Origin of the sequence: Bradyrhizobium sp. URHA0013 (assembly GCF_000518345.1) — a bacterium.
Taxonomy (GTDB): domain Bacteria; phylum Pseudomonadota; class Alphaproteobacteria; order Rhizobiales; family Xanthobacteraceae; genus Bradyrhizobium.
The window spans coordinates 191264-210501 of the sequence record NZ_JADK01000007.1 but is presented as its reverse complement, the minus strand read 5'-3'; the positions used below and the strand labels follow the sequence as shown (position 1 = coordinate 210501).

Sequence of the window (19238 nt, the reverse complement as noted above, 5' to 3'; positions counted from 1 at the left end):
GATCATGGGCGACACCGGTGATCCGCTGGACGCGTGTGCTAGTCGCATTAGTATCGCGCGAGCTGGGCAGAGGATACGACGTTCGAGGTCATCGCCGAACAGTACCCGCCGCTCTCGCCCGATGATATCAGGGCGAGCCCCGCTTTTCCGGCCGATTTCAAGGGGTGACGTTGCTGCCCTGAGCGCTATTTGGTTTTTCCTGACTCGCGCATGAGTGCTCTTACGAGTCCCTCGGGAAAATCCTTCGGAAAATGCTCGCGATCGTGCATATCTTTTAGACGTGTCGCAGGTACTATAACATCCGGCCTAGCTTGCTCGGGTAACTCGGGTTCGTCGAAGTCGTAAAGAGGCAAAGAGAATTTGTAGAGATCGATCATTATTTCCGCGCCAGTAATCTCCCGTTCGGCGTCTTTGACTTGCCGTCTTCTCCATAGATTTGAGATAAATTGGAAAGCTTCGTGCTTCTTTTTGTTGGAGCGGAGCTTCCTTATGGACACATATTCAAGATACACCGCCGCGACGTGCTCCCAATGAGCGATCTCGTCAGAGGGGTGGCTATCCCTTCTGAACCCATCGAGCCAAAAATCCATCGAATGTGGATACACATCTAACAACGAAGCCCGAATTAGTCGTACTCGACCTACAAGAGCCGGCGGGAGACTCTCATGTCGAATCGGGGCGGTCTTCAATTTTGTCGTCGGAACGTCAGCGGGCGTTGCCGAATCCGCGGCTTGGTAATATGCGATGCGGCGCTGGATTCTGGTGAACAAATCCGGTCGAATAGCCTCAATGATTTTTATGGCCACCTGAAGCGGAGTTGACCCATCTGACTTAACGGCCAACTTGTCGGCCAGTGGAGGGCTGAATCGGAGAAGCTCTTGTTGGCTTACGTTGTGCCAAACAGGTAGAATGACTTTTTCGCCTGCAAGCTCGCGAGCAGTGAGGCCACGGAGCTCGTATTCGGGCCATCGCTTGGCGAGAAACGCGGGAGATAGGACGACCAAACCGAAGTTGGAGTTCGCCAGCCCTTTGTCGACGCTTCGGCTTAAGCTGTCGCCCAGGCTCAAAGCGTATTCATCGTACCACACCTTGACGCCAAATTGTTGCAAGGCCCCTGCCAAAGGCCTAACGAATTCCTCCTTATCTTCCGATGCGTGGGAAATGAACAAGTCCCACTCTAGCGAAACATCATCGGTCATTTGATGGTCCTATCTCACTCCGCTGCCTCGCTCGCCGCGCGCCGCCGCTTCGGCTTCCGCGCCTTCGCCAGCACCGGCGCCAAGAACTTGCCCGTATAGCTCCGCGGTGCCTTCGCGATGTCCTCCGGGGGGCCCCAAGCGACGATCTCGCCGCCGCCGTCGCCGCCTTCGGGGCCGAGGTCGATGACCCAGTCGGCGGTCTTGATGACTTCGAGATTGTGCTCGATGACGACGACCGTGTTGCCCTGTGCGACCAGCTCGTGCAGCACCTCCAGGAGTTTCTTGACGTCGTGGAAATGCAGGCCGGTGGTCGGCTCGTCCAGAATATAGAGCGTGCGGCCTGTGGCGCGCTTTGAGAGTTCCTTTGCGAGCTTGACGCGCTGGGCTTCGCCGCCCGAGAGCGTCGTGGCCTGCTGGCCGACATGGATGTAGTCGAGTCCGACGCGGTGCAGGGTCTGGAAAGTCTCGCGCACGCGCGGGACCGCCCTGAAGAACTCGGCGGCTTCCTCGACCGTCATGTCGAGCACGTCGGCGATGCTCTTGCCCTTGAACAGGACCTCCAGCGTCTCGCGGTTGTAGCGCTTGCCCTTGCAGACGTCGCAGGTGACGTAGACGTCGGGCAGAAAGTGCATCTCGATCTTGATGACGCCGTCGCCCTGGCAGGCCTCGCAGCGGCCGCCCTTGACGTTGAAGGAGAAGCGGCCGGGCTCGTAGCCGCGCGCCTTGGATTCGGGGAGGCCGGCGAACCATTCGCGGATCGGCGTGAAGGCGCCGGTATAGGTCGCGGGGTTGGAGCGTGGCGTGCGACCGATCGGCGACTGGTCGATGTCGATGATCTTGTCGATGTGCTCGAGGCCCTCGATGCGGTCGTGCGGTGCGGCGCCTTCGCTGGCATTGTTCAGCTTGCGGGCGATCGCCTTGTACAGCGTGTCGATCAGCAACGTCGACTTGCCGCCGCCGGAGACGCCGGTGACGCAGGTGAACAGGCCGAGCGGAATTTCGGCCGTGACGTTCTTGAGATTGTTGCCGCGCGCGTTGACCACCTTGATGGTGCGGCGATGGTTCGGCGGACGCCGTTCCGGCACCTCGACCTCGAGCTCGCCCGTGAGATATTTGCCGGTCAGCGAGTTGGGGTTGCGCATGATTTCGGCGGGCGTGCCTTCGGCGATGATGTTGCCGCCATGCATGCCGGCGCCGGGGCCGATGTCGAGCACGTGGTCGGCGAGCAGGATCGCGTCCTCGTCGTGCTCGACCACGATCACGGTGTTGCCGAGGTCACGAAGTCTCTTGAGGGTATCGAGCAGGCGCGCGTTGTCGCGCTGGTGCAGGCCGATCGAGGGCTCGTCGAGCACGTAGAGCACGCCTGTTAGCCCCGAGCCGATCTGCGAGGCCAGACGGATGCGCTGGCTCTCGCCGCCGGACAGCGTGCCGGAGGAGCGGGACAGCGTGAGGTAGTTGAGGCCGACGTCGAGCAGGAAGGTGAGGCGCTCGCGGATCTCCTTGAGGATGCGGCCGGCGATCTCGTTCTGCTGGGTGTTCAGCGCCTCCGGAACGGTCTCGAACCACGCGCCGGCGCCCTTCACCGACATCTCGGAGATGTCGCCGATATGCTTGCCGCCGATCTTGACGCAGAGCGCCTCGGGCTTGAGCCGAAAGCCGTGGCACGCCTCGCAGGGCACGTCGTGGAAATACTTCGCCAGCTCCTCGCGCGCCCACTCGCTCTCGGTCTCGCGATAGCGGCGGTTGATGTTGGTGATGACGCCTTCGAACGGCTTCTTGGTGTCGTAGGAGCGGACGCCGTCCTCGTAGGAGAACTTGATCTCGTCCTCGCCGGAGCCATGGAGGATCGCGTTCTGCGTCTTCTTGGGCAGATCCTTCCACTTGGTGGTCAGAGTGAACTTGTAGTGCTTGCCGAGCGCAGTCAGCGTCTGAATGTAATAGGGCGACGAGGACTTGGCCCAGGGCGCGATCGCGCCCTTGCCAATGGCGAGTTCCTTGTCGGGGATGACGAGGTCTTCGTCGACATGCTGCTCGACGCCGAGGCCGCCGCAGGCGGGGCAGGCGCCATAGGGATTGTTGAACGAGAACAGCCGGGGCTCGATCTCGGGAATCGTGAAGCCGGAGACCGGGCAGGCGAATTTTTCCGAGAACAGCATGCGCTCGGGTCCGCTCTTGTCGTGGATCTTTGCGGTCTTCTTTTTCTCCTCGGCAGGCGCGGCCGCAGCGGCCGGTGCGTCGGCATATTCGATGACGGCGAGGCCCTCGGCGAGCTTCAGTGCGGTCTCGAAGCTTTCGGCAAGGCGCTGGCCGATGTCGACGCGCACCACGATGCGATCGACGACGACGTCGATGTCGTGCGGGAATTTCTTGTCGAGCGTGGGCGCTTCCGCGAGTTCGTGGAAGGCGCCGTCGATCTTGACGCGCTGAAAGCCTTTCTTGAGCCATTCAGCGAGCTCTTTGCGGTACTCGCCCTTGCGGCCGCGCACGACCGGCGCGAGCAGATAGAGGCGCGAGCCCTCGGGCAGCGCCAGCACGCGATCGACCATCTGCGAGACAGTCTGGCTCTCGATCGGCAGGCCGGTGGCGGGCGAATAGGGCACGCCGACGCGCGCCCACAGCAGGCGCATATAGTCGTAGATTTCGGTCACCGTGCCGACGGTAGAGCGCGGGTTCTTCGACGTCGTCTTCTGCTCGATCGAGATCGCTGGCGACAGGCCGTCGATCTGGTCGACGTCGGGCTTCTGCATCATCTCGAGGAACTGGCGGGCATAGGCCGACAGCGATTCGACGTAGCGGCGCTGGCCCTCGGCGTAGATGGTGTCGAAGGCGAGCGAGGATTTGCCGGAGCCTGACAGCCCCGTGAACACCACCAGCTTATCGCGGGGAATCTCGACGTCGACGTTCTTGAGGTTGTGCTCGCGCGCGCCACGGATCGTTATTGCGCGCAGGTTTGATCCCGCGTTCTGTTGTTGGCGCTTCGCCTTGATCACTTCATCCATCCTGGTGGTCCTCAGGGAATCCAAAAGCGCGCGATCGCGCCAACTGAATAGGCGCGCTTCGCCCGGAACCGGGATCGGCGCCGATGGGTATGTGAGCGAACGTAGGAAGAACGGGGACGGATTTCCAGTGGCGTCTGCGAATCGTCAACCGATTGTTGGCACGCTGGCGGCATCTGGCAGGAGCAGGGCGGTGGAACTGCGCAGTAACGTGCCCGGCAAACAAAAAGGCCGGCGCGAGGCCGGCCTTTCGTAACACGATGGCGTCGATAGGAAGATCAGTACTTCGCGACGATCGGGCCCCCGAAGTGATAGTTCACGCCGACCTGCACGGTGTGAAACTCGAGCGTGCCGGTGGGCAGGGCGCCCGAGAAGTAGGTCTCGCCGCCGAGGCTGCGAAAGAGGTACTCGCCCTTGACCGACCACTGCGGAGCGAAGAACGCTTCGACGCCCGCACCGACGGTCCAGCCGGAGTGCCACTTGCTGTCGGAAACGGTCACGCCGAGCGCGCTGATGCTGAGCTTGTTGTCGATCCAGGCGTAACCACCGGTGCCGTAGAACAGGACGTTGTTGACGGCGTAGCCGATGCGGCCGCGCACGGTGCCCATCGCATCGGTCTTCGAACTGAGGGTGGTGCTGACGAGGCCGAAGCCGGGGACGGCAACGGGGCCGGTGACCGACGCGCTGACGTCAGCCCAGGCACCATCGGCCTCGATGCCGAACACGACATTGCCGGTCTGCCAGTTGTAGCCGGCCGTACCGCCGACGAAGCCGCCCTTCATCTTCGGGTCGGTCGAGGAATTTTCCCAGGCGCCGCCACCGACAACACCGAGGTAGAAGCCGGTCCAGTTGTAGACCGAAGCCATGGCCACCGGGGCCTTGGTGTAGGGACGCGCCGCCAGATCAGCGGCCGAGGCCGGGGCAGCGAGAGCGAACAAACAGGCCGAAGCCAACAAAACCTTTTTCATTTTCAACTAATCCCAGTCCCAGTTTCTGATTGTGCCTTCCAAGATAGGGAAGGGCATCGGACTCACTTGCCCAACTGAGGCCGTACTTACACCATTGAAGCCGCAAGTTGTGTCACTGGAAAGCCACAGCGGCCTGAAAATGGTGCAATTACTGACCTTTGGTTCCCCAACGGGAACAGCAATGAATAAAGGCCGGCGCGAGGCCGGCCTTGCTTTGATGGATGTCAGTTCGATCAGTACCTCGCGATCACCGGACCGCCCCAGCGATAGTTCAGGCGGACGAGGCCCATGTCGACGTCCTGCCGAATCCGGTCGCTGCCGAAGACCCCACCCGGGGGCGTTGTGAAGCCGATCGTGCGATCGCCAAGGAAAATGTGGTCGTACTCAAAGCCCAACGACCAGTTCGGGGCGAAGCCGAACTCCAGACCGGCCCCGACCGTACCACCCCAGCGAGTCTCCCGCGCCGAAGCCAGCAGCGCGCCCGCGCCGGGCGTACCTGTAGCAGCGTAGATGTCGTACTTGTCGCCGACGACGGCGGCGCCGCCCTTCACGTAGAACAGCACGTTGTTCCAGGCGTAACCGACCTGACCGGTGATGAGGCCGAAAGCGTCGATGCGGGAACGGTTGCGATCACCCGTCACCAAAGCGGTACCCGGGAAGAGGGTGCTCACATTGTCGCCCCGGAAGTCGGCCCAGTTGCCTTGGCCTTCGAGACCGAACACCCAATTGGCGGACTGCCAGCGATAGCCGATCTGGCCACCGACGGTGCCCCCCGTCGCATTGTGACAGCCTTCGCCGACCAAAACGCCGGTCGCGGGCGTGACGAAGTCCCAGCACGTGTGGCTTGAGCCACCGCCGCCGTTGATGCCGATATAGAAGCCGCTCCAATCGTAGATGGTGGCAATCGCCGGCGCGGGGGCCTTGGTGTAGGGACGCGGGGCCATATCCGCCGCGATCGCGGGAGCCGACAGGCCCATCGCCACTGCACCGATTGCACCAACAAGAAGCTTATTCATTGCCAGTCTCCCCAGGTTCGTCCGCTTCTTTCTTCCCCGAAGCGGCTGATCAGGCGCGAGGGCCCATATGAACTAAGTCCGAGGAAACCGTAGCTCTACGGGGCGGCAAAGTCCGTCTCCGAAATGCAACAAGAACGGGGCACTGCGAGTACCCATAACACACTGAATGTTAAGTTCTTTCTCTCGTTTTCAGGAACCTACAAAGGTTCCAACCGCTGCGCGCATTCCCGCACTACATTGGCCGATCGACGCCACATCGATGCGGTGGTTTCGCCAAGAACAAATCTGGAACGAACAGTAGGTCGATGCTATATGTGGGGATAACCGGAGGGGTGACGGACTGATCGTCGTCCGCAAGCGTTCGGCGAGCGTATAGGGTCGCCTCAACGGGCACGGCGGAACGCGCGGAGCGGACCGGCCTTCTTGAATTCAGTGGCATTCGGAGCGGAGAGCGGAGATGGCGGGAAGCGTCAACAAGGTCATTCTGGTTGGAAATCTCGGCAAGGATCCTGAAATCCGCCGCACCCAGGACGGGCGGCCGATCGCCAACCTGAGCGTCGCCACCTCGGAGACGTGGCGCGACAAGGCCACCGGCGAGCGCAAGGAAAAGACCGAGTGGCACCGCGTCGTGATCTTCAATGAAGGGCTCTGCAAGGTCGCCGAACAGTATCTGAAGAAGGGCGCCAAGATTTACGTCGAGGGTGCGCTCCAGACCCGCAAATGGACCGACCAGAGCGGCGTCGAGAAGTACTCGACCGAAGTCGTGCTGCAGGGCTTCAACTCGACCCTGACGATGCTGGACGGTCGTAGCGGCGGTGGGGGAGGCGGCAGCTTCGGCGACGAGCCGGGCGGCGATTTCGGCTCCTCCGGTCCGGTCAGCAGCGCACCGCGCCGTCCCGTTGCCGCTGGCGGCGGTGGCCGCAACAGCGACATGGACGACGATATCCCGTTCTGAGCGATCCCGCTCTGAGAACGCGGAGTCTCAATGCGACGCGCCGGCCGGATGGGCGGCGCTTCTCATCTCGTGTCAGAAAATCCCACTAATCGGCAGGACGGGCTCGGGATTTCCGGGCCCGCTTCATGTTTCGGGTGAGCTCGGATTGCGGCTTGGCAAGCGCGCTGACGGGGCAAGCTCGCCGCGCGATTTTCGACGCGTGATCGGCGATTTTGCAAGGTCGATACGGGGGCTGTCCAAGACACCGATCGCAAGGGCTTAAGTTGTTGGAAAAATAGGCGGAAAAAGCGCTTCCCAGATCGCCGCGAGGGTGGTTATCAGAGGCTCGATGCGCTATATGATTCCCAGATAAAACCTCACCGGATTTCCCCTTGGCTGACGACGACGACAAGCCCGGCGACCAGCCGGCGCAACCCTCGGATATTCGCCCCGTCTCCATCTTCGAGGAGATGAAGAAGTCCTATCTCGACTACGCCATGAGCGTGATCGTGGCGCGGGCGCTGCCTGACGCCCGCGACGGTCTGAAGCCGGTGCATCGCCGCATCCTGTACTCGATGAACGAGCAGGGGCACACGCCGGACAAGAAGTACGTCAAGTCCGCCCGCGTGGTCGGTGACGTCATCGGTAAATATCATCCGCATGGCGACCAGTCGATCTACGACGCCATGGTCCGGATGGCGCAGGACTTCTCCATGCGCGTGCCGCTGATCGACGGCCAAGGCAATTTCGGATCGGTCGACGGCGATCCCCCGGCTGCCTATCGTTATACCGAAGCCCGATTGACGAAGGTGGCGCTGGCTCTGCTGGCCGACATCGACAAGGACACGGTCGACTTCCAGCCGAACTACGACAACAACGAGACCGAACCGTCGGTCTTGCCGGCCAAGTTCCCCAACCTGCTCGTCAATGGCGCCGGCGGCATCGCGGTCGGCATGGCGACCAACATCCCGCCGCACAATCTGGGCGAGGTCATCGACGCCTGCGTCGCGCTGATCGACAACCCTGCGCTCACCATCGACGAGCTCATCAACATCGTGCCGGGACCGGATTTCCCGACCGGCGGCGTCATCCTCGGACGGCAAGGCATCCGCGCCGCCTATCACCTCGGCCGCGGCTCGGTCATGATGCGCGGCAAGGTCGCGATCGAGACCATCCGCAAGGAGCGCGAGGCGATCATCATCACCGAGATTCCCTACCAGGTGAACAAGGCGACGATGGTCGAGCGCATCGCCGAGCTGGTCAAGGAAAAGAAGATCGAGGGCATCGGCGACCTGCGCGATGAATCCGATCGCGACGGCTACCGCGTCGTCATCGAATTGAAGCGCGACGCCGTGCCGGATGTGGTGCTGAATCAGCTCTACAGGTTCACGCCGCTGCAGACGAGCTTCGGCGTCAACATGGTGGCGCTCGACAGCGGCCGTCCTCGGATCATGCATCTGAAGGACCTGCTGGCGATCTTCGTCGACTTCCGCGAGCGGGTCGTCACGCGGCGCACCAAGTTCCTGCTGGCCAAGGCCCGTGATCGCGCCCATATCCTGGTCGGTCTCGCCATCGCGGTCGCCAATATCGACGAGATGATCCGCGTCATCCGGACCTCGCCCGACCCGACGACCGCGCGCGACACCCTGATGTCACGCGACTGGCCCGCCCGGGACGTCGAGGACATGCTGACGCTGATCGACGATCCGCGCCACCGCATCAGCGAGAACGGCACGATCCGGCTGTCGATGGAGCAGGCGAGGGCCATTCTCGATTTGCGCCTGCAACGCCTCACCGCACTCGGCCGCGACGAAATCCGCGAGGAGCTCGACAAGCTCGCCGGCGAGATCGCCGACTATCTCGACATCCTGCGCTCGCGCGACCGCGTGCTTGAAATCATCAAGTCCGAACTCGCCGAAGTGAAGGCCGAGTTCGCCACCCCGCGCCGCACCGTCATCATCGAGCAGGAAGGCGAGGTCGAGGACGAGGACCTGATCCAGCGCGAGGACATGGTCGTCACCGTCTCTCACGCCGGCTACGTCAAGCGCGTGCCGCTGTCGGCCTATCGGGCCCAGCGCCGCGGCGGCAAGGGCCGGGCCGGCATGCAGACCCGCGACGAGGATTTTGTCAGCCGGCTGTTCGTGGCGTCCACGCATACTCCGATGCTGTTCTTCTCCTCGCGCGGCCAGGTCTATAAGATCAAGGTCTGGCGCCTGCCGATGGCCGCGCCGAATGCGCGCGGCAAGGCGCTGATCAACATCCTGCCGCTAGAGCAGGGCGAGCGCATCACCACCATCATGCCGCTGCCGGAGGACGAGTCCACCTGGGGCAATCTCGACGTGATGTTCGCCACGACAGGCGGCAACGTCCGGCGCAACAAGCTGTCCGACTTCGTCGATGTCCGCCGCTCCGGCATCATCGCGATGAAACTCGACGACAACGAAGCGATCGTCGACGTGCAGATATGCACCGAGCACGACGACGTGCTTTTGACCGGCGCCGGCGGCCAGTGCATCCGCTTCCCCGTCACCGACGTGCGCGTGTTCACCGGCCGCACCTCGATGGGCGTGCGCGGCATTGCGCTTGCCGAGGGCGACAAGGTGATCTCGCTGGCGATCCTGCGCCACGTCGAGACAACGTCCGACGAGCGCTCGGCGTATCTGAAGATGCGTCGTGCGGTCGCTGGCGAAGCTGCGGCCGAGGAGCCGGCGGCGGACGCCGAGGCCGAAGAGACCTCCGGCAGCTTCCAGCTCGCCCAGGAGCGCTACATCGAGATGTCGGCGGCCGAGCAGGTCGTGCTGACCGTCTCCGTCAACGGCTACGGCAAGCGGACCTCGTCCTACGAGTACCGCACCACGGGCCGGGGCGGCAAAGGCATCGTCGCCATGAGCGTCAACAACCGCAACGGCAATCTGGTCGCATCCTTCCCCGTGGAAGACGCTGATCAAATCATGCTGGTCACCGACAAGGGCCAGCTGATCCGCTGCCCGGTCGAAGGCATCCGCGTCGCCGGCCGCTCGACCCAGGGCGTGATCGTGTTCGACACCGCCGAGGACGAACACGTCGTCTCGGTCGAGCACATCACGGAAGAGGCCGAGAGCGGGAATGGTGCGAACGGAGACGCAAACGGGGAGTGATGCGTCACCCCCGTAGCCCGGATGGAGCACAAGCGAAATCCGGGTTTCTTGCGCCGCGCAGAGAGTCCCGGATTGCGCCTCCGCCTTCGCTCTCAGAGCTACGGCGGACAAGTCGCTCCATCCGGGCTACGAATTGCGCTAAATCTCCAGCTCCGTGCCGAACTCCACCACCTGCTTGGTCGGCACGCCGAAGAACGCGGCTGAGCGTTCGGCGTTGCGCTGCAGAAAGGCGAACATGGTTTCGCGCCAGACCCACATGCCCGGCACGTCCTCGCGCGGGATGATGGTCTCGCGGCCGACGTAATAGGTGATGTCGGAGAGGTCGATGCCGGGCAGCTTGCCGTGGCGGCAGGCCAGGGTCAGTCCTTCGTAGATCGTCGGGTTCTGCATGAAGCCGTAATGCAGGATGACGCGGGTAATGCCGGGAATGATCTCGATCACCTCGGTGCGGTCTTCGTCGGCGATGTGAGGAAGCTCCTCGATCAGCACGGTGACCAGGACGATGCGCTCGTGCAGCACGTGGTTGTGCTTGACGAACTGGGTCAGCGCCAGCGGCACGCCGCGCGGCGCCGACGCCAGGAATACGGCGGTGCCGGGGAGTCTGGCGCTGCACTTGTTGACTGCGGTCTCGATCAGATCCTCCTCGGGCTGGCGCAGCTTCGCGCGTGCCGCTTCGACGAGCTTCACGCCGCTGCGCCAGGTCAGCATCAGGAAGGCGACGAAGGCCGCGAGCATCAATGGAAACCAGCCGCCCTCGAACAGCTTGATCGAATTGGCCGAGAAGAAGATTACGTCGATTGCGAAGAAGAAGCCGTTCACGGCCACCACGAGCCATGGCGAATAGCCCCACTGGATCGCGACCAGGGCAGCGAGCAGCGTGGTGATCGCCATCAACAGCGACACCGCGATGCCGTAGGCGCCGGCCAGCGCCTCCGAGCTGCCGAAGCTCAGCACGGCGCCGAGCGTTGCGGCGGCGAGCAGCCAGTTCACCAACGGCACGTAGATCTGGCCGATCGCTGCGCTCGTGGTGTGACGGATCTGCATGCGCGGCAGGAAGCCGAGCTGGATCGACTGCTGCGTCAGCGAGAACACGCCCGAGATGATGGCCTGCGAGGCGATCACGGTCGCGACCGCCGAGAATGCGACCAGCGGATAGTGCAGGGCGTCGGGGCAGAGCTGGAAGAACGGATTTTCGATCATGGTAGGGTCGGTGATCAGCAGCGCGGCCTGACCGAAATAGTTCAGCACCAGCGCGGGCAGGCAGATCGCGAACCAGGCCAGGCGGATCGGCAGGCGGCCGAAATGCCCCATGTCGGCATACATGGCTTCGCCGCCGGTCACCGCGAGGAAGGCCGCCCCCAGGATCGCGAAGGAGACATGAAAATCCTGGTGGATCAGGAAGTCGAACGCATAGAGCGGGCTCAGCGCCGCCAGCACAGCCGGCGCCTTGACGATGCCGTGGACGCCGAGCGCTGCCAGCACGAAGAACCAGGCCAGCATCACCGGTCCGAAGATGCGGCCGATGAAGCCGGTGCCCTGCTTCTGCATCATGAACAGTCCGATCAGGATGATGACGGTCACGGGCACCACCACCGGCGCGAGCGAGGGGGCGTCGACCTTCAGACCTTCAATGGCTGACAGCACCGAGATCGCCGGCGTGATCGCGCCGTCGCCGTACAGTAGCGCGGCGCCGACGAGGCCGACGACCAGCAGATGCGCGCGCCAGGTGCCGGGCTGGGCGTTGCGCGCGTGCAGCAGCGCCAGGAGTGCGACGATGCCGCCTTCGCCGCGGTTGTCCGCGCGCAGGATCAACAGCGCATATTTCAGCGAGATGATCAGCAACAGCGCCCAGAGGATCAATGACGCAACGCCCAGAACGGCATCATTCGTCAATGTGCCGCCGTGGGCGGCGGCCTTGGCGGCTTCCTTCAGGGCATAGAGGGGGCTAGTGCCGATATCGCCATAGACCACCCCGAGGGCGCCCATGGTCATGGCAAGCGGCAGTGGATCAGGTTGATGGCCGGAGGCGACTGCGGGCGTACTGGACAATGGCGACCCCTCGATGGGATCGCGCCCGACGGGTCATTCCGGCGGACGCGAGCATCGGGCAGTCTGCGACGGGACGTCGCAAATATCCATGGGTCATCTTTGGGGTTTATCGTTGGGACTTATCGCGAGGATTCCTGACGCGAAACTGACAGATCCCGCTACGGAGTGCGGTTGGCGGTCACGAGACGAGCCTCGCGGATGTTGGCTTTGGTGCCGGCCTGGCGAAGGCACGACGCCTCGAAATTCGGCCAAGCCTGCTGCGAGCAGTCCTTGCCGACGGCACGGATATCGAGCCGGTCGCTCTTGGCGAGCGGCTGCGGCACGCTCGCCTCGACGGTCGGGGCGAAGCCGGGCAGGAGGGTGAGGGCGGCAGCAACACACGCAGAAATGGCGATCGCCGAAAGAGCTTTGATCATGACAGTCCCCTGTGATGCGGCCGCTACGCCCAGTTGTGCGGCCCGTCGTTCGTTGGCCGGATTAGTAACCATGGCCAGTTTCCGGACGTCTTCGCGAACGTGGGAAATGGTTTCGTTCTCGCCCCGTTTTGTTTCGTGGCCCCCTCAGGACGAAACAATTCGGCGCATTCCGACACAGTTTTGCGGAAAAACCGCCAGGGAACCCGACCGGCTTGCCGGGCCGGGCCGGGCGCGGTAGGACGTGGCCATGCCGCGCATTGCCTTCTATCCAGGTTCCTTCGACCCCATCACCAACGGCCATCTGGACGTGGTCCGGCACAGCGTGTCGCTGTGCGACAGGCTCGTTGTCGCGATCGGGGTCCACCCCGGCAAGAAGCCGCTGTTCTCGACCGAGGAGCGGCTCAAGATGCTCCACGACGTCTGCGGGCCGGTGGCGGCCCAGGCAGGCTGCGTGCTCGAAGCCGCGACGTTTGACGATCTGTCGGTGACCTCGGCGCGCAAGCACGGGGCGACGATCATGATCCGGGGCCTGCGCGACGGCACCGACCTTGACTACGAGATGCAACTCGCCGGCATGAACGAGGCGATGGCGCCCGAGGTGCATACGGTCTTCCTGCCGGCTTCTCCCATGGTCCGCCCGATCACCGCCACTTTGGTGCGCCAGATCGCAGCCATGGGCGGGGATGTCTCGACCTTCGTCCCGCCGCTGGTTGCGGCCCAGCTCAAGGCAAAATTCGCCTGATAACGGCGCGTTTCCTTTCTCATCTCTGATCCGGAGTTGTCATGATCCGAATTCTCGCAGTTCTTGCCGCGGTTCTGTTCGCGGTGCCGGCGTTCGCGCAAACTTTGCCGGCCGGCCTCGACAAGGCCAACGCCATCGTCATCGACTCCACGAAGGGCCGCATCGTCATCAAGCTGAGGCCGGACCTTGCGCCCCAGCACGCCGAGCGCATCAAGCAGCTCGCGCGCGAGGGTTATTACAACAACGTGCCGTTCCACCGCGTCATGGACGGCTTCATGGCGCAGACCGGCGATGGTCAGAACTTCAACGGCACCGGCGGGTCGAAATATCCGAACCTGAAGCAGGAATTCTCCAAGGTGCATTTTGCGCGCGGCATCGTCGGCATGGCCCGGCGCGGCGACAGCGTCGACACCGCCAATTCGCAGTTCTTCATCATGTTCGCCGACGGCGGCAGCCTCGACAACCAGTACACCGTGATCGGCGAGGTCGTGCAGGGCATGGACGTCGTCGACAAGCTGAAGAAGGCGCCTCCCGGATCAAGCGGCGGCACCGTCACCGACCCCGACAAGATGGTGAAGGTGCAGGTCGCTTCCGACATCAAGTAGGAGAGGCGATGGCGCGCTGCGGTGGCAAGCTCCTGTTGGTTGCCGCGGTGCTGCTGCTCGGCGTCCCCGGCGCGGTCGCCGAGGACGCACAGGTCAACACCATCCAGGACATCTTCCGGCATCTGCGCACCTGCTGGAAGCCGCCGCCCGCCGCCAAGGCCCGCCCGATCGACATCACCGTCGTCGTGAGCTTTAACCGGGCTGGAAACATTCTGGGCCATCCGAGGATTACCTATGAATCCGCGGAGGCCTCCGACGATGACCGGCTGCAATACCGGATCGCGGTGATGGAGGCATTGCAACGCTGCACGCCGATGCCATTTACCGATGCGATGGCTGGCGCCGCTGCGGGGCGTCCATTCGCGATCCAGTTTCGCAACCGCAAATCTTCACCTGACAGGACTTCACCCCCAACCCAAGAGAGACGAGCATGAGCGCCACCGAAAACACACTGATCCTCGAAACCACGCAGGGCCCCGTCACCATCGAGATGCGGCCTGATCTGGCGCCGGGCCACGTCGCGCGCATCAAGGAACTCGTGCGTGAAGGCTTCTACGACGGCATCGTGTTCCATCGCGTGATCGACGGCTTCATGGCGCAGACCGGCTGCCCGCAGGGCACCGGCACCGGGGGCTCCGGCAAGAAGCTGAAGGCCGAGTTCAACAAGGAGCCGCATGTGCGCGGCACCACCTCGATGGCGCGCGCCGCCAGCCCGGATTCCGGCGACAGCCAGTTCTTTATCGTGTTCGACGACGCCCGCTTCCTCGACAACCAGTACACGGTGTGGGGCAAGGTCACCGAGGGCATGGAGAACGTCGACAAGATCAAGCGCGGCGAGCCCGTGCAGAACCCCGACAAGATCGTCAAGGCGCGAATGGCGGCTGACGCGGAGTAGGCGTTCAACCCTCATCCTGAGGCGCGCGGAACGCGCGTCTCGAAGGATGAAGGCCCCGCTGCTGCAGCCCGGCCTTCATGGTTCGAGACGGCGCTCCGCGCCTCCTCACCATGAGGGTCTGACTGTACGGCCGTGAGCACGCGATGCGCACCGACCTCTTCGATTTCGACCTGCCCGCTGAGCACATCGCATTGCGCCCGGCGAGCCCGCGCGACTCCGCGAAGATGCTGGTTGTCGACCACGGCACGCTGCGCGACCATATCATCGCCGATCTGCCGCAATGGTTGAGGCCGGGCGACCAGCTCGTCGTCAACGACACCAAAGTGATCGCGGCGCAATTGAAAGGCCGTCGCATTGGCCGCGAGACCGAGCCGAAGATCGAGGCAACGCTGATCAAGCGCCTCGACGGTTCGCGCTGGCAGGCACTGGTGAAGCCGGCCAAGAAACTCGCAGCCGGCGACCGCATCCGCTTCGGCAATGAGGGAAAGGTCTGCTTGCTTGGCCATCTCGACGCCGAGGTCGAGGCCAAGGGCGTGGAGGGCGAGGTGACGCTGTCATTTTCGTTCCACGGCCCGACACTGGATCAAGCGATCGCCGATCTCGGCAGCCCGCCGCTGCCGCCCTACATCGCCTCGAAACGTACCCCTGACGATCAGGATCTCGCCGACTACCAGACCATGTTCGCGGCGAATGAAGGCGCCGTTGCCGCGCCGACAGCCGGCCTGCATTTTACGCCGGCGCTGGAGCAGGCGCTGCACGCGCGCGGCGTCGGGATCAATCGCGTCACGCTGCATGTCGGGGCAGGGACCTTCCTGCCGGTGAAGGTGGACGACACCGAAGGCCACAAGATGCATGCCGAGTGGGGCACGCTCTCGGCCGAGACGGCGGAGCGGCTCAACACTGCGCGCAAGAACGGCGGCCGTATCATCGCGGTTGGCACCACGTCGTTGCGTCTGCTCGAAAGCGCAGCCAGCGAGGACGGCACCATTGAGCCGTTCGCCGCCGAGACGTCGATCTTCATCACTCCCGGCTACCGCTTCCGCGCCGTCGATGTTCTGCTGACCAATTTCCATTTGCCGAAGTCGACGCTGTTCATGCTGGTGTCGGCGTTCTCCGGCCTGGAGACGATGCAGCAGGCGTATGCACACGCGATCGCGACCGGCTATCGGTTCTATTCGTATGGCGATGCGTGTCTGTTGTTTCGGGCGCACGACTAATTTTGGCGGAGTAGGGTGGGCAGAGCGAAGCGTGCCCACCATCTTTCGTGGATGCGCGAGAGAAGTGGTGGGCACGGCGCTTGCGCGCCTTTGCCCACCCTACCGCACCGTCCGTTACGCCATCACCCGCTGTGGCAACAGCTCCGCGATCTGCACCGCGTTGAGCGCAGCGCCCTTGAGCAGCTGGTCCGCTGCCACGAAGATCGAGATCGAATGCCCGGAGGGATCGCTGAGATCCTTGCGGATGCGACCGACCAGGACGTCGTCCTGGCCCGAGGCGTCGATCGGCATCGGAAAGTAGTTCTTGGCGCGGTCGTCGACGATCCTGACGCCCGGCGCTCGCGCCATGATGGCGCGGACCTGATCCTCGCTGATCGGCTTCTCGCATTCGAAGGTGATGGCCTCGCAATGAGCCCGCAGCACCGGCACGCGCACGCAGGTGACGCCGATCGCGATCTTGTCGTCCTCGAAGATCTTGCGGGTTTCGTTGATGACCTTGGTCTCTTCGTCGTTGTAGCCGGTGTCAGGGTCGATCGCCGTGTTGTGGTTGAAGAGGTTGAACGCGTAGGGATGCGGCATCACCTTCGGCGTATAAACCTGCCCGTTGAGGTTGGCGCGGGTGGACTCGACCAGCTCGTCCATTGCGGCAGCGCCGGCGCCGGAGGCCGCCTGGTAGGTCGAGATGATCACGCGCTTGATGCGGTTGCTCTGGTGGATCGGCCACAGCGGCACCAGCGCCGTGATGGCGGCGCAGTTCGGGTTGGCGATGATACCCTTGTGGTCGCGGATGCGGTTCGGGTTGATCTCGGGGATCACCAGCGGCACGTTCGGGTCCATGCGGAAGGCGGAGGAGTTGTCGACGACGACGGCACCCGCCTTGACCGCGATCGGCGCGAACTTCTTGGAGATGCTGCCGCCGGCCGAGAACAGGGCGATGTCGACGCCTTCGAAGGCGCGTTCGGTCAGCTGCTCGATGACGACGCTTTGCCCACGGAACGACACCGTCTTGCCGGCCGAGCGGGCGCTGGCCAGCGCCTTGAGCTTGCCGACGCGAAAGCCGCGCTTGTCCATGGTGGCGATGAATTCGGCGCCCACCGCACCGGTGACGCCGACAATCGCAACGACGGGATCGTTACTCACTGTGTCCTCCATTGATTTGAGAATTCAGACAACAAAAAAGCCCCGGACCAACGAGGGCGGGGCTTCGGTAGAGTGATTGCGTTCTAGTCGACGACTACACGCGCACGCCTCCCCGGGCCCCGAAGGCCGTGGTGGTTTTAGTCGCGCGTTTGGTGGTCGTGAACATGGCGGGAGCTTATGCGGGAGAGTCTTGCGCCCGTCAATGGCTTTTCGGCGGGATTGGGGCTGCCGCTATTTGGTCCGGGCGCCCGGCGGTTCGAGGATGACCTCCTTGAGGTTGTCGCCACTGATGACGACGATCGCGAAATTCAGCCGGCCGCGTTCGCGCACCAGCCCGCCGCTGATCGCTTTGCCGGAGGCCGCGCGTTCGGCGACGTGCACGGCATCCGCAAGTCGGTGCTTGATGGCACCGAGCGCTGCGAGGTTGCTGCGATCGTCGAGGTCGAGCTCGGCCAGAGGGAGGGCGGCTTCCCCGCCGACGAGCTCGCCGGTTGCGGCATTGATGGTGTGGCGCCAGATCCGGTCATTGTGCAGGGTCTTCACCCGGTAGACCGGCACGCCGGAGGCTCCGTCGAAACTCACATCCGCCGTGGTGGCACCGGCGTGGCGGGCTTCCGCAATCGCCATGGCCTGGTTGATCGAGATCGACGAGCTGCGGAAGCGCTCGATCTCGCGACTGACCGCTTGGCGATCGGCCTCGGCGTCACCATCTGTGTCGCTGTGAAGCGTGGTCGGCGTACCCGAGCTCACGATCGCCCGCGCCGGCGCGGCGAGGAGGAGTGCGGATAGGGCGAGTGCGAGCAATCCCGAGATCCGTCGTTTGGCCGTCGTCATGCTCGAACCCCTCGGCCAGCGAGTGTGCCGGATGATCGTAAAGAATTTGCGGCCGACCTTGGGCATCGGTCGGCCGCTGAGCGTCGTGACGGGCTGTCCGCCGCGGCGATCGAGGCGGTGCGGACCTCTTTGGGGCTGGTGAAAAAGCGATCCGCATCGCCCTATAATTAAACCATACCGTATCGTTTTGTTTTGGTCAACGGCACGGCCGCGGGATCCCTAGGAAAGATCGCAACCTCACGGAATTGTCAGCGCGAGGGGCGCCGCCGCTGCGTGGTCTTGGCTGCACCCTGGCTGTCGTCCGCAGATCCCAGCGCGCCTGCCAGGAACAGCTTGATCGCAGCGCGCATGCGCTTTTCCGCGACCTTCATCTCCGGCGGCGTTCCAAACGTCGCCAGGCGATGGTTGTGACCGACGACGACGTCGAGAAACACTTCCGCCGCGATGGTGGTGTCGTCGACGTCGAGCGCGCCTTGCGCCACCAGATGGTCGAAGAAGCGCGCCGTGGTGGCGACGGCCTTGAGCCAGCCTTCCTCCTTGCCGAGCTTGGCGATGTCGGGGAAGTTGATGGCCTGCGACGTCATCATGCGGCTGAAGGCGACGGCATCGGGACCGCAGGTGAATGTCAGCATCTCGCGCCCGATCTCGACCAGCCGCTGCTCGACCGAGATGTCCGAGGCGCTGCTGAGCTTCGTCTCGGCAGCCGCGGACAGCGGTGCAAGCCATCGCGCGATCTCACGCCGCAGCACGGCGGCGAACAGGCCGCGCTTGTCGCCGTAACGGGCATAGACGGTGGGCTTGCTCACTCGCGCGGCTTCCGCGACCGCATCGAGCGAGGTGGCGTCAAAGCCGCGATCCAGGAACAGGCGGGTGGCGACCTCGATCAGCCGCTGATCGCGCTCGATCGCGGCGCTTTTCGTCGGCCGGCCGCCGCGCGATTTCGGCACCTCGCGCCGCTGAGCTGCCGGTCTGGTCCTGCTCGCAGTCAATCCCATGCCAATGATTCCTGCGCAGTCGTGACATCAGTGATGCTCTATAACGCGCAGCAACGGGTGCGTCATGGCCAATCTGGCCGAATGGGCCGCATCGT

The 19238-nt window shown here is 63.6% G+C and carries 16 protein-coding genes; 7 read left to right on the top strand and 9 right to left on the bottom strand.

Going from position 1 to position 19238, the window contains the following annotated elements; genetic code table 11:
- Positions 1–185 precede the first annotated feature (185 nt).
- The 4 genes from N551_RS36540 to N551_RS0111165 all read right to left on the bottom strand — a co-directional run bounded on the left by N551_RS36540 (position 186) and on the right by N551_RS0111165 (position 6179).
- The gene (locus N551_RS36540) at positions 186–1199 is read right to left on the bottom strand and encodes a toll/interleukin-1 receptor domain-containing protein (protein WP_051462688.1); all 1014 of its coding nucleotides are present in this window, start codon (positions 1197–1199) and stop codon (positions 186–188) included.
- A 14-nt stretch (positions 1200–1213) separates the two neighbouring features.
- Entirely contained in the window at positions 1214–4198 is a 2985-nt protein-coding gene (gene uvrA / locus N551_RS0111175; RefSeq protein WP_027567056.1) for an excinuclease ABC subunit UvrA, read from the bottom strand.
- A gap of 275 nt (positions 4199–4473) precedes the next feature.
- Complete coding sequence (locus N551_RS0111170) at positions 4474–5163, bottom strand: outer membrane protein (protein ID WP_027567055.1); 690 nt, start codon at positions 5161–5163, stop codon at positions 4474–4476.
- Positions 5164–5396: 233 nt separating this feature from the next.
- Positions 5397–6179 carry an outer membrane protein gene (locus N551_RS0111165; protein WP_027567054.1) on the bottom strand — a complete coding sequence of 261 codons (783 nt, stop codon included), beginning with the start codon at positions 6177–6179 and terminating at the stop codon, positions 5397–5399.
- A gap of 457 nt (positions 6180–6636) precedes the next feature.
- Here N551_RS0111165 and N551_RS0111160 point away from each other — a divergent pair, with 457 nt between their 5' ends.
- Positions 6637–7134 (top strand): single-stranded DNA-binding protein, encoded by a 498-nt coding sequence (locus tag N551_RS0111160; protein ID WP_007590726.1) that lies wholly within the window; start codon positions 6637–6639, stop codon positions 7132–7134.
- Between the two features lie 371 nt (positions 7135–7505).
- Positions 7506–10250 carry a DNA gyrase subunit A gene (gene gyrA, locus N551_RS0111155; RefSeq protein WP_027567053.1) on the top strand — a complete coding sequence of 915 codons (2745 nt, stop codon included), beginning with the start codon at positions 7506–7508 and terminating at the stop codon, positions 10248–10250.
- A gap of 138 nt (positions 10251–10388) precedes the next feature.
- Here the strand turns inward: gyrA and N551_RS0111150 are convergent, their stop codons facing one another.
- Positions 10389–12242, bottom strand: a complete 1854-nt coding sequence (locus tag N551_RS0111150; RefSeq protein ID WP_027567052.1) for a potassium transporter Kup — start codon at positions 12240–12242, stop codon at positions 10389–10391.
- Positions 12243–12457: 215 nt separating this feature from the next.
- Positions 12458–12715: a hypothetical protein gene (locus tag N551_RS0111145; RefSeq protein ID WP_027567051.1), complete on the bottom strand. Its 258-nt coding sequence runs from the start codon at positions 12713–12715 to the stop codon at positions 12458–12460.
- 247 nt (positions 12716–12962) lie between these two features.
- Between N551_RS0111145 and coaD the strand changes: the two genes are divergently transcribed.
- The 5 genes from coaD (at position 12963) to queA (ending at position 16174) form a co-directional block, all read left to right on the top strand.
- On the top strand, positions 12963–13457 hold the full coding sequence (gene coaD, locus N551_RS0111140; RefSeq protein ID WP_027567050.1) for a pantetheine-phosphate adenylyltransferase: 495 nt from the start codon (positions 12963–12965) through the stop codon (positions 13455–13457).
- Positions 13458–13498: 41 nt separating this feature from the next.
- Positions 13499–14062 carry a peptidylprolyl isomerase gene (locus N551_RS0111135; RefSeq protein WP_027567049.1) on the top strand — a complete coding sequence of 188 codons (564 nt, stop codon included), beginning with the start codon at positions 13499–13501 and terminating at the stop codon, positions 14060–14062.
- A gap of 8 nt (positions 14063–14070) precedes the next feature.
- Positions 14071–14496 (top strand): hypothetical protein, encoded by a 426-nt coding sequence (locus tag N551_RS0111130; protein ID WP_027567048.1) that lies wholly within the window; start codon positions 14071–14073, stop codon positions 14494–14496.
- The gene (locus N551_RS0111125; protein ID WP_007590736.1) at positions 14493–14957 is read left to right on the top strand and encodes a peptidylprolyl isomerase; all 465 of its coding nucleotides are present in this window, start codon (positions 14493–14495) and stop codon (positions 14955–14957) included. The genes N551_RS0111130 and N551_RS0111125 overlap by 4 nt, the downstream gene beginning before the upstream one ends.
- Positions 14958–15100: 143 nt before the next feature.
- The gene (gene queA, locus N551_RS0111120) at positions 15101–16174 is read left to right on the top strand and encodes a tRNA preQ1(34) S-adenosylmethionine ribosyltransferase-isomerase QueA (protein ID WP_027567047.1); all 1074 of its coding nucleotides are present in this window, start codon (positions 15101–15103) and stop codon (positions 16172–16174) included.
- Positions 16175–16288: 114 nt separating this feature from the next.
- On the opposite strand, the gene N551_RS0111115 is transcribed toward queA, so the two are convergent.
- The 3 genes from N551_RS0111115 to N551_RS0111105 all read right to left on the bottom strand — a co-directional run bounded on the left by N551_RS0111115 (position 16289) and on the right by N551_RS0111105 (position 19143).
- Positions 16289–17326: an aspartate-semialdehyde dehydrogenase gene (locus tag N551_RS0111115; RefSeq protein WP_027567046.1), complete on the bottom strand. Its 1038-nt coding sequence runs from the start codon at positions 17324–17326 to the stop codon at positions 16289–16291.
- Between the two features lie 219 nt (positions 17327–17545).
- On the bottom strand, positions 17546–18148 hold the full coding sequence (locus N551_RS0111110) for a PepSY domain-containing protein (protein WP_027567045.1): 603 nt from the start codon (positions 18146–18148) through the stop codon (positions 17546–17548).
- A gap of 248 nt (positions 18149–18396) precedes the next feature.
- Positions 18397–19143: a TetR/AcrR family transcriptional regulator gene (locus N551_RS0111105; RefSeq protein WP_027567044.1), complete on the bottom strand. Its 747-nt coding sequence runs from the start codon at positions 19141–19143 to the stop codon at positions 18397–18399.
- Between the last annotated feature and the right edge of the window lie 95 nt (positions 19144–19238).

Excerpts from the sequence above, each read along its gene's own strand:
- N551_RS36540 (WP_051462688.1), bottom strand. The coding sequence starts at position 1,199 with ATGACCGATGATGTTTCGCTAGAGTGGGACTTGTTCATTTCCCACGCA.
- uvrA (WP_027567056.1), bottom strand. The coding sequence starts at position 4,198 with ATGGATGAAGTGATCAAGGCGAAGCGCCAACAACAGAACGCGGGATCA.
- N551_RS0111170 (WP_027567055.1), bottom strand. The coding sequence starts at position 5,163 with ATGAAAAAGGTTTTGTTGGCTTCGGCCTGTTTGTTCGCTCTCGCTGCC.
- N551_RS0111165 (WP_027567054.1), bottom strand. The coding sequence starts at position 6,179 with ATGAATAAGCTTCTTGTTGGTGCAATCGGTGCAGTGGCGATGGGCCTG.
- N551_RS0111160 (WP_007590726.1), top strand. The coding sequence starts at position 6,637 with ATGGCGGGAAGCGTCAACAAGGTCATTCTGGTTGGAAATCTCGGCAAG.
- N551_RS0111150 (WP_027567052.1), bottom strand. The coding sequence starts at position 12,242 with ATGACCATGGGCGCCCTCGGGGTGGTCTATGGCGATATCGGCACTAGC.
- N551_RS0111145 (WP_027567051.1), bottom strand. The coding sequence starts at position 12,715 with ATGATCAAAGCTCTTTCGGCGATCGCCATTTCTGCGTGTGTTGCTGCC.
- coaD (WP_027567050.1), top strand. The coding sequence starts at position 12,963 with ATGCCGCGCATTGCCTTCTATCCAGGTTCCTTCGACCCCATCACCAAC.
- N551_RS0111135 (WP_027567049.1), top strand. The coding sequence starts at position 13,499 with ATGATCCGAATTCTCGCAGTTCTTGCCGCGGTTCTGTTCGCGGTGCCG.
- N551_RS0111130 (WP_027567048.1), top strand. The coding sequence starts at position 14,071 with ATGGCGCGCTGCGGTGGCAAGCTCCTGTTGGTTGCCGCGGTGCTGCTG.
- N551_RS0111125 (WP_007590736.1), top strand. The coding sequence starts at position 14,493 with ATGAGCGCCACCGAAAACACACTGATCCTCGAAACCACGCAGGGCCCC.
- queA (WP_027567047.1), top strand. The coding sequence starts at position 15,101 with ATGCGCACCGACCTCTTCGATTTCGACCTGCCCGCTGAGCACATCGCA.
- N551_RS0111115 (WP_027567046.1), bottom strand. The coding sequence starts at position 17,326 with ATGGAGGACACAGTGAGTAACGATCCCGTCGTTGCGATTGTCGGCGTC.
- N551_RS0111110 (WP_027567045.1), bottom strand. The coding sequence starts at position 18,148 with ATGACGACGGCCAAACGACGGATCTCGGGATTGCTCGCACTCGCCCTA.
- N551_RS0111105 (WP_027567044.1), bottom strand. The coding sequence starts at position 19,143 with ATGGGATTGACTGCGAGCAGGACCAGACCGGCAGCTCAGCGGCGCGAG.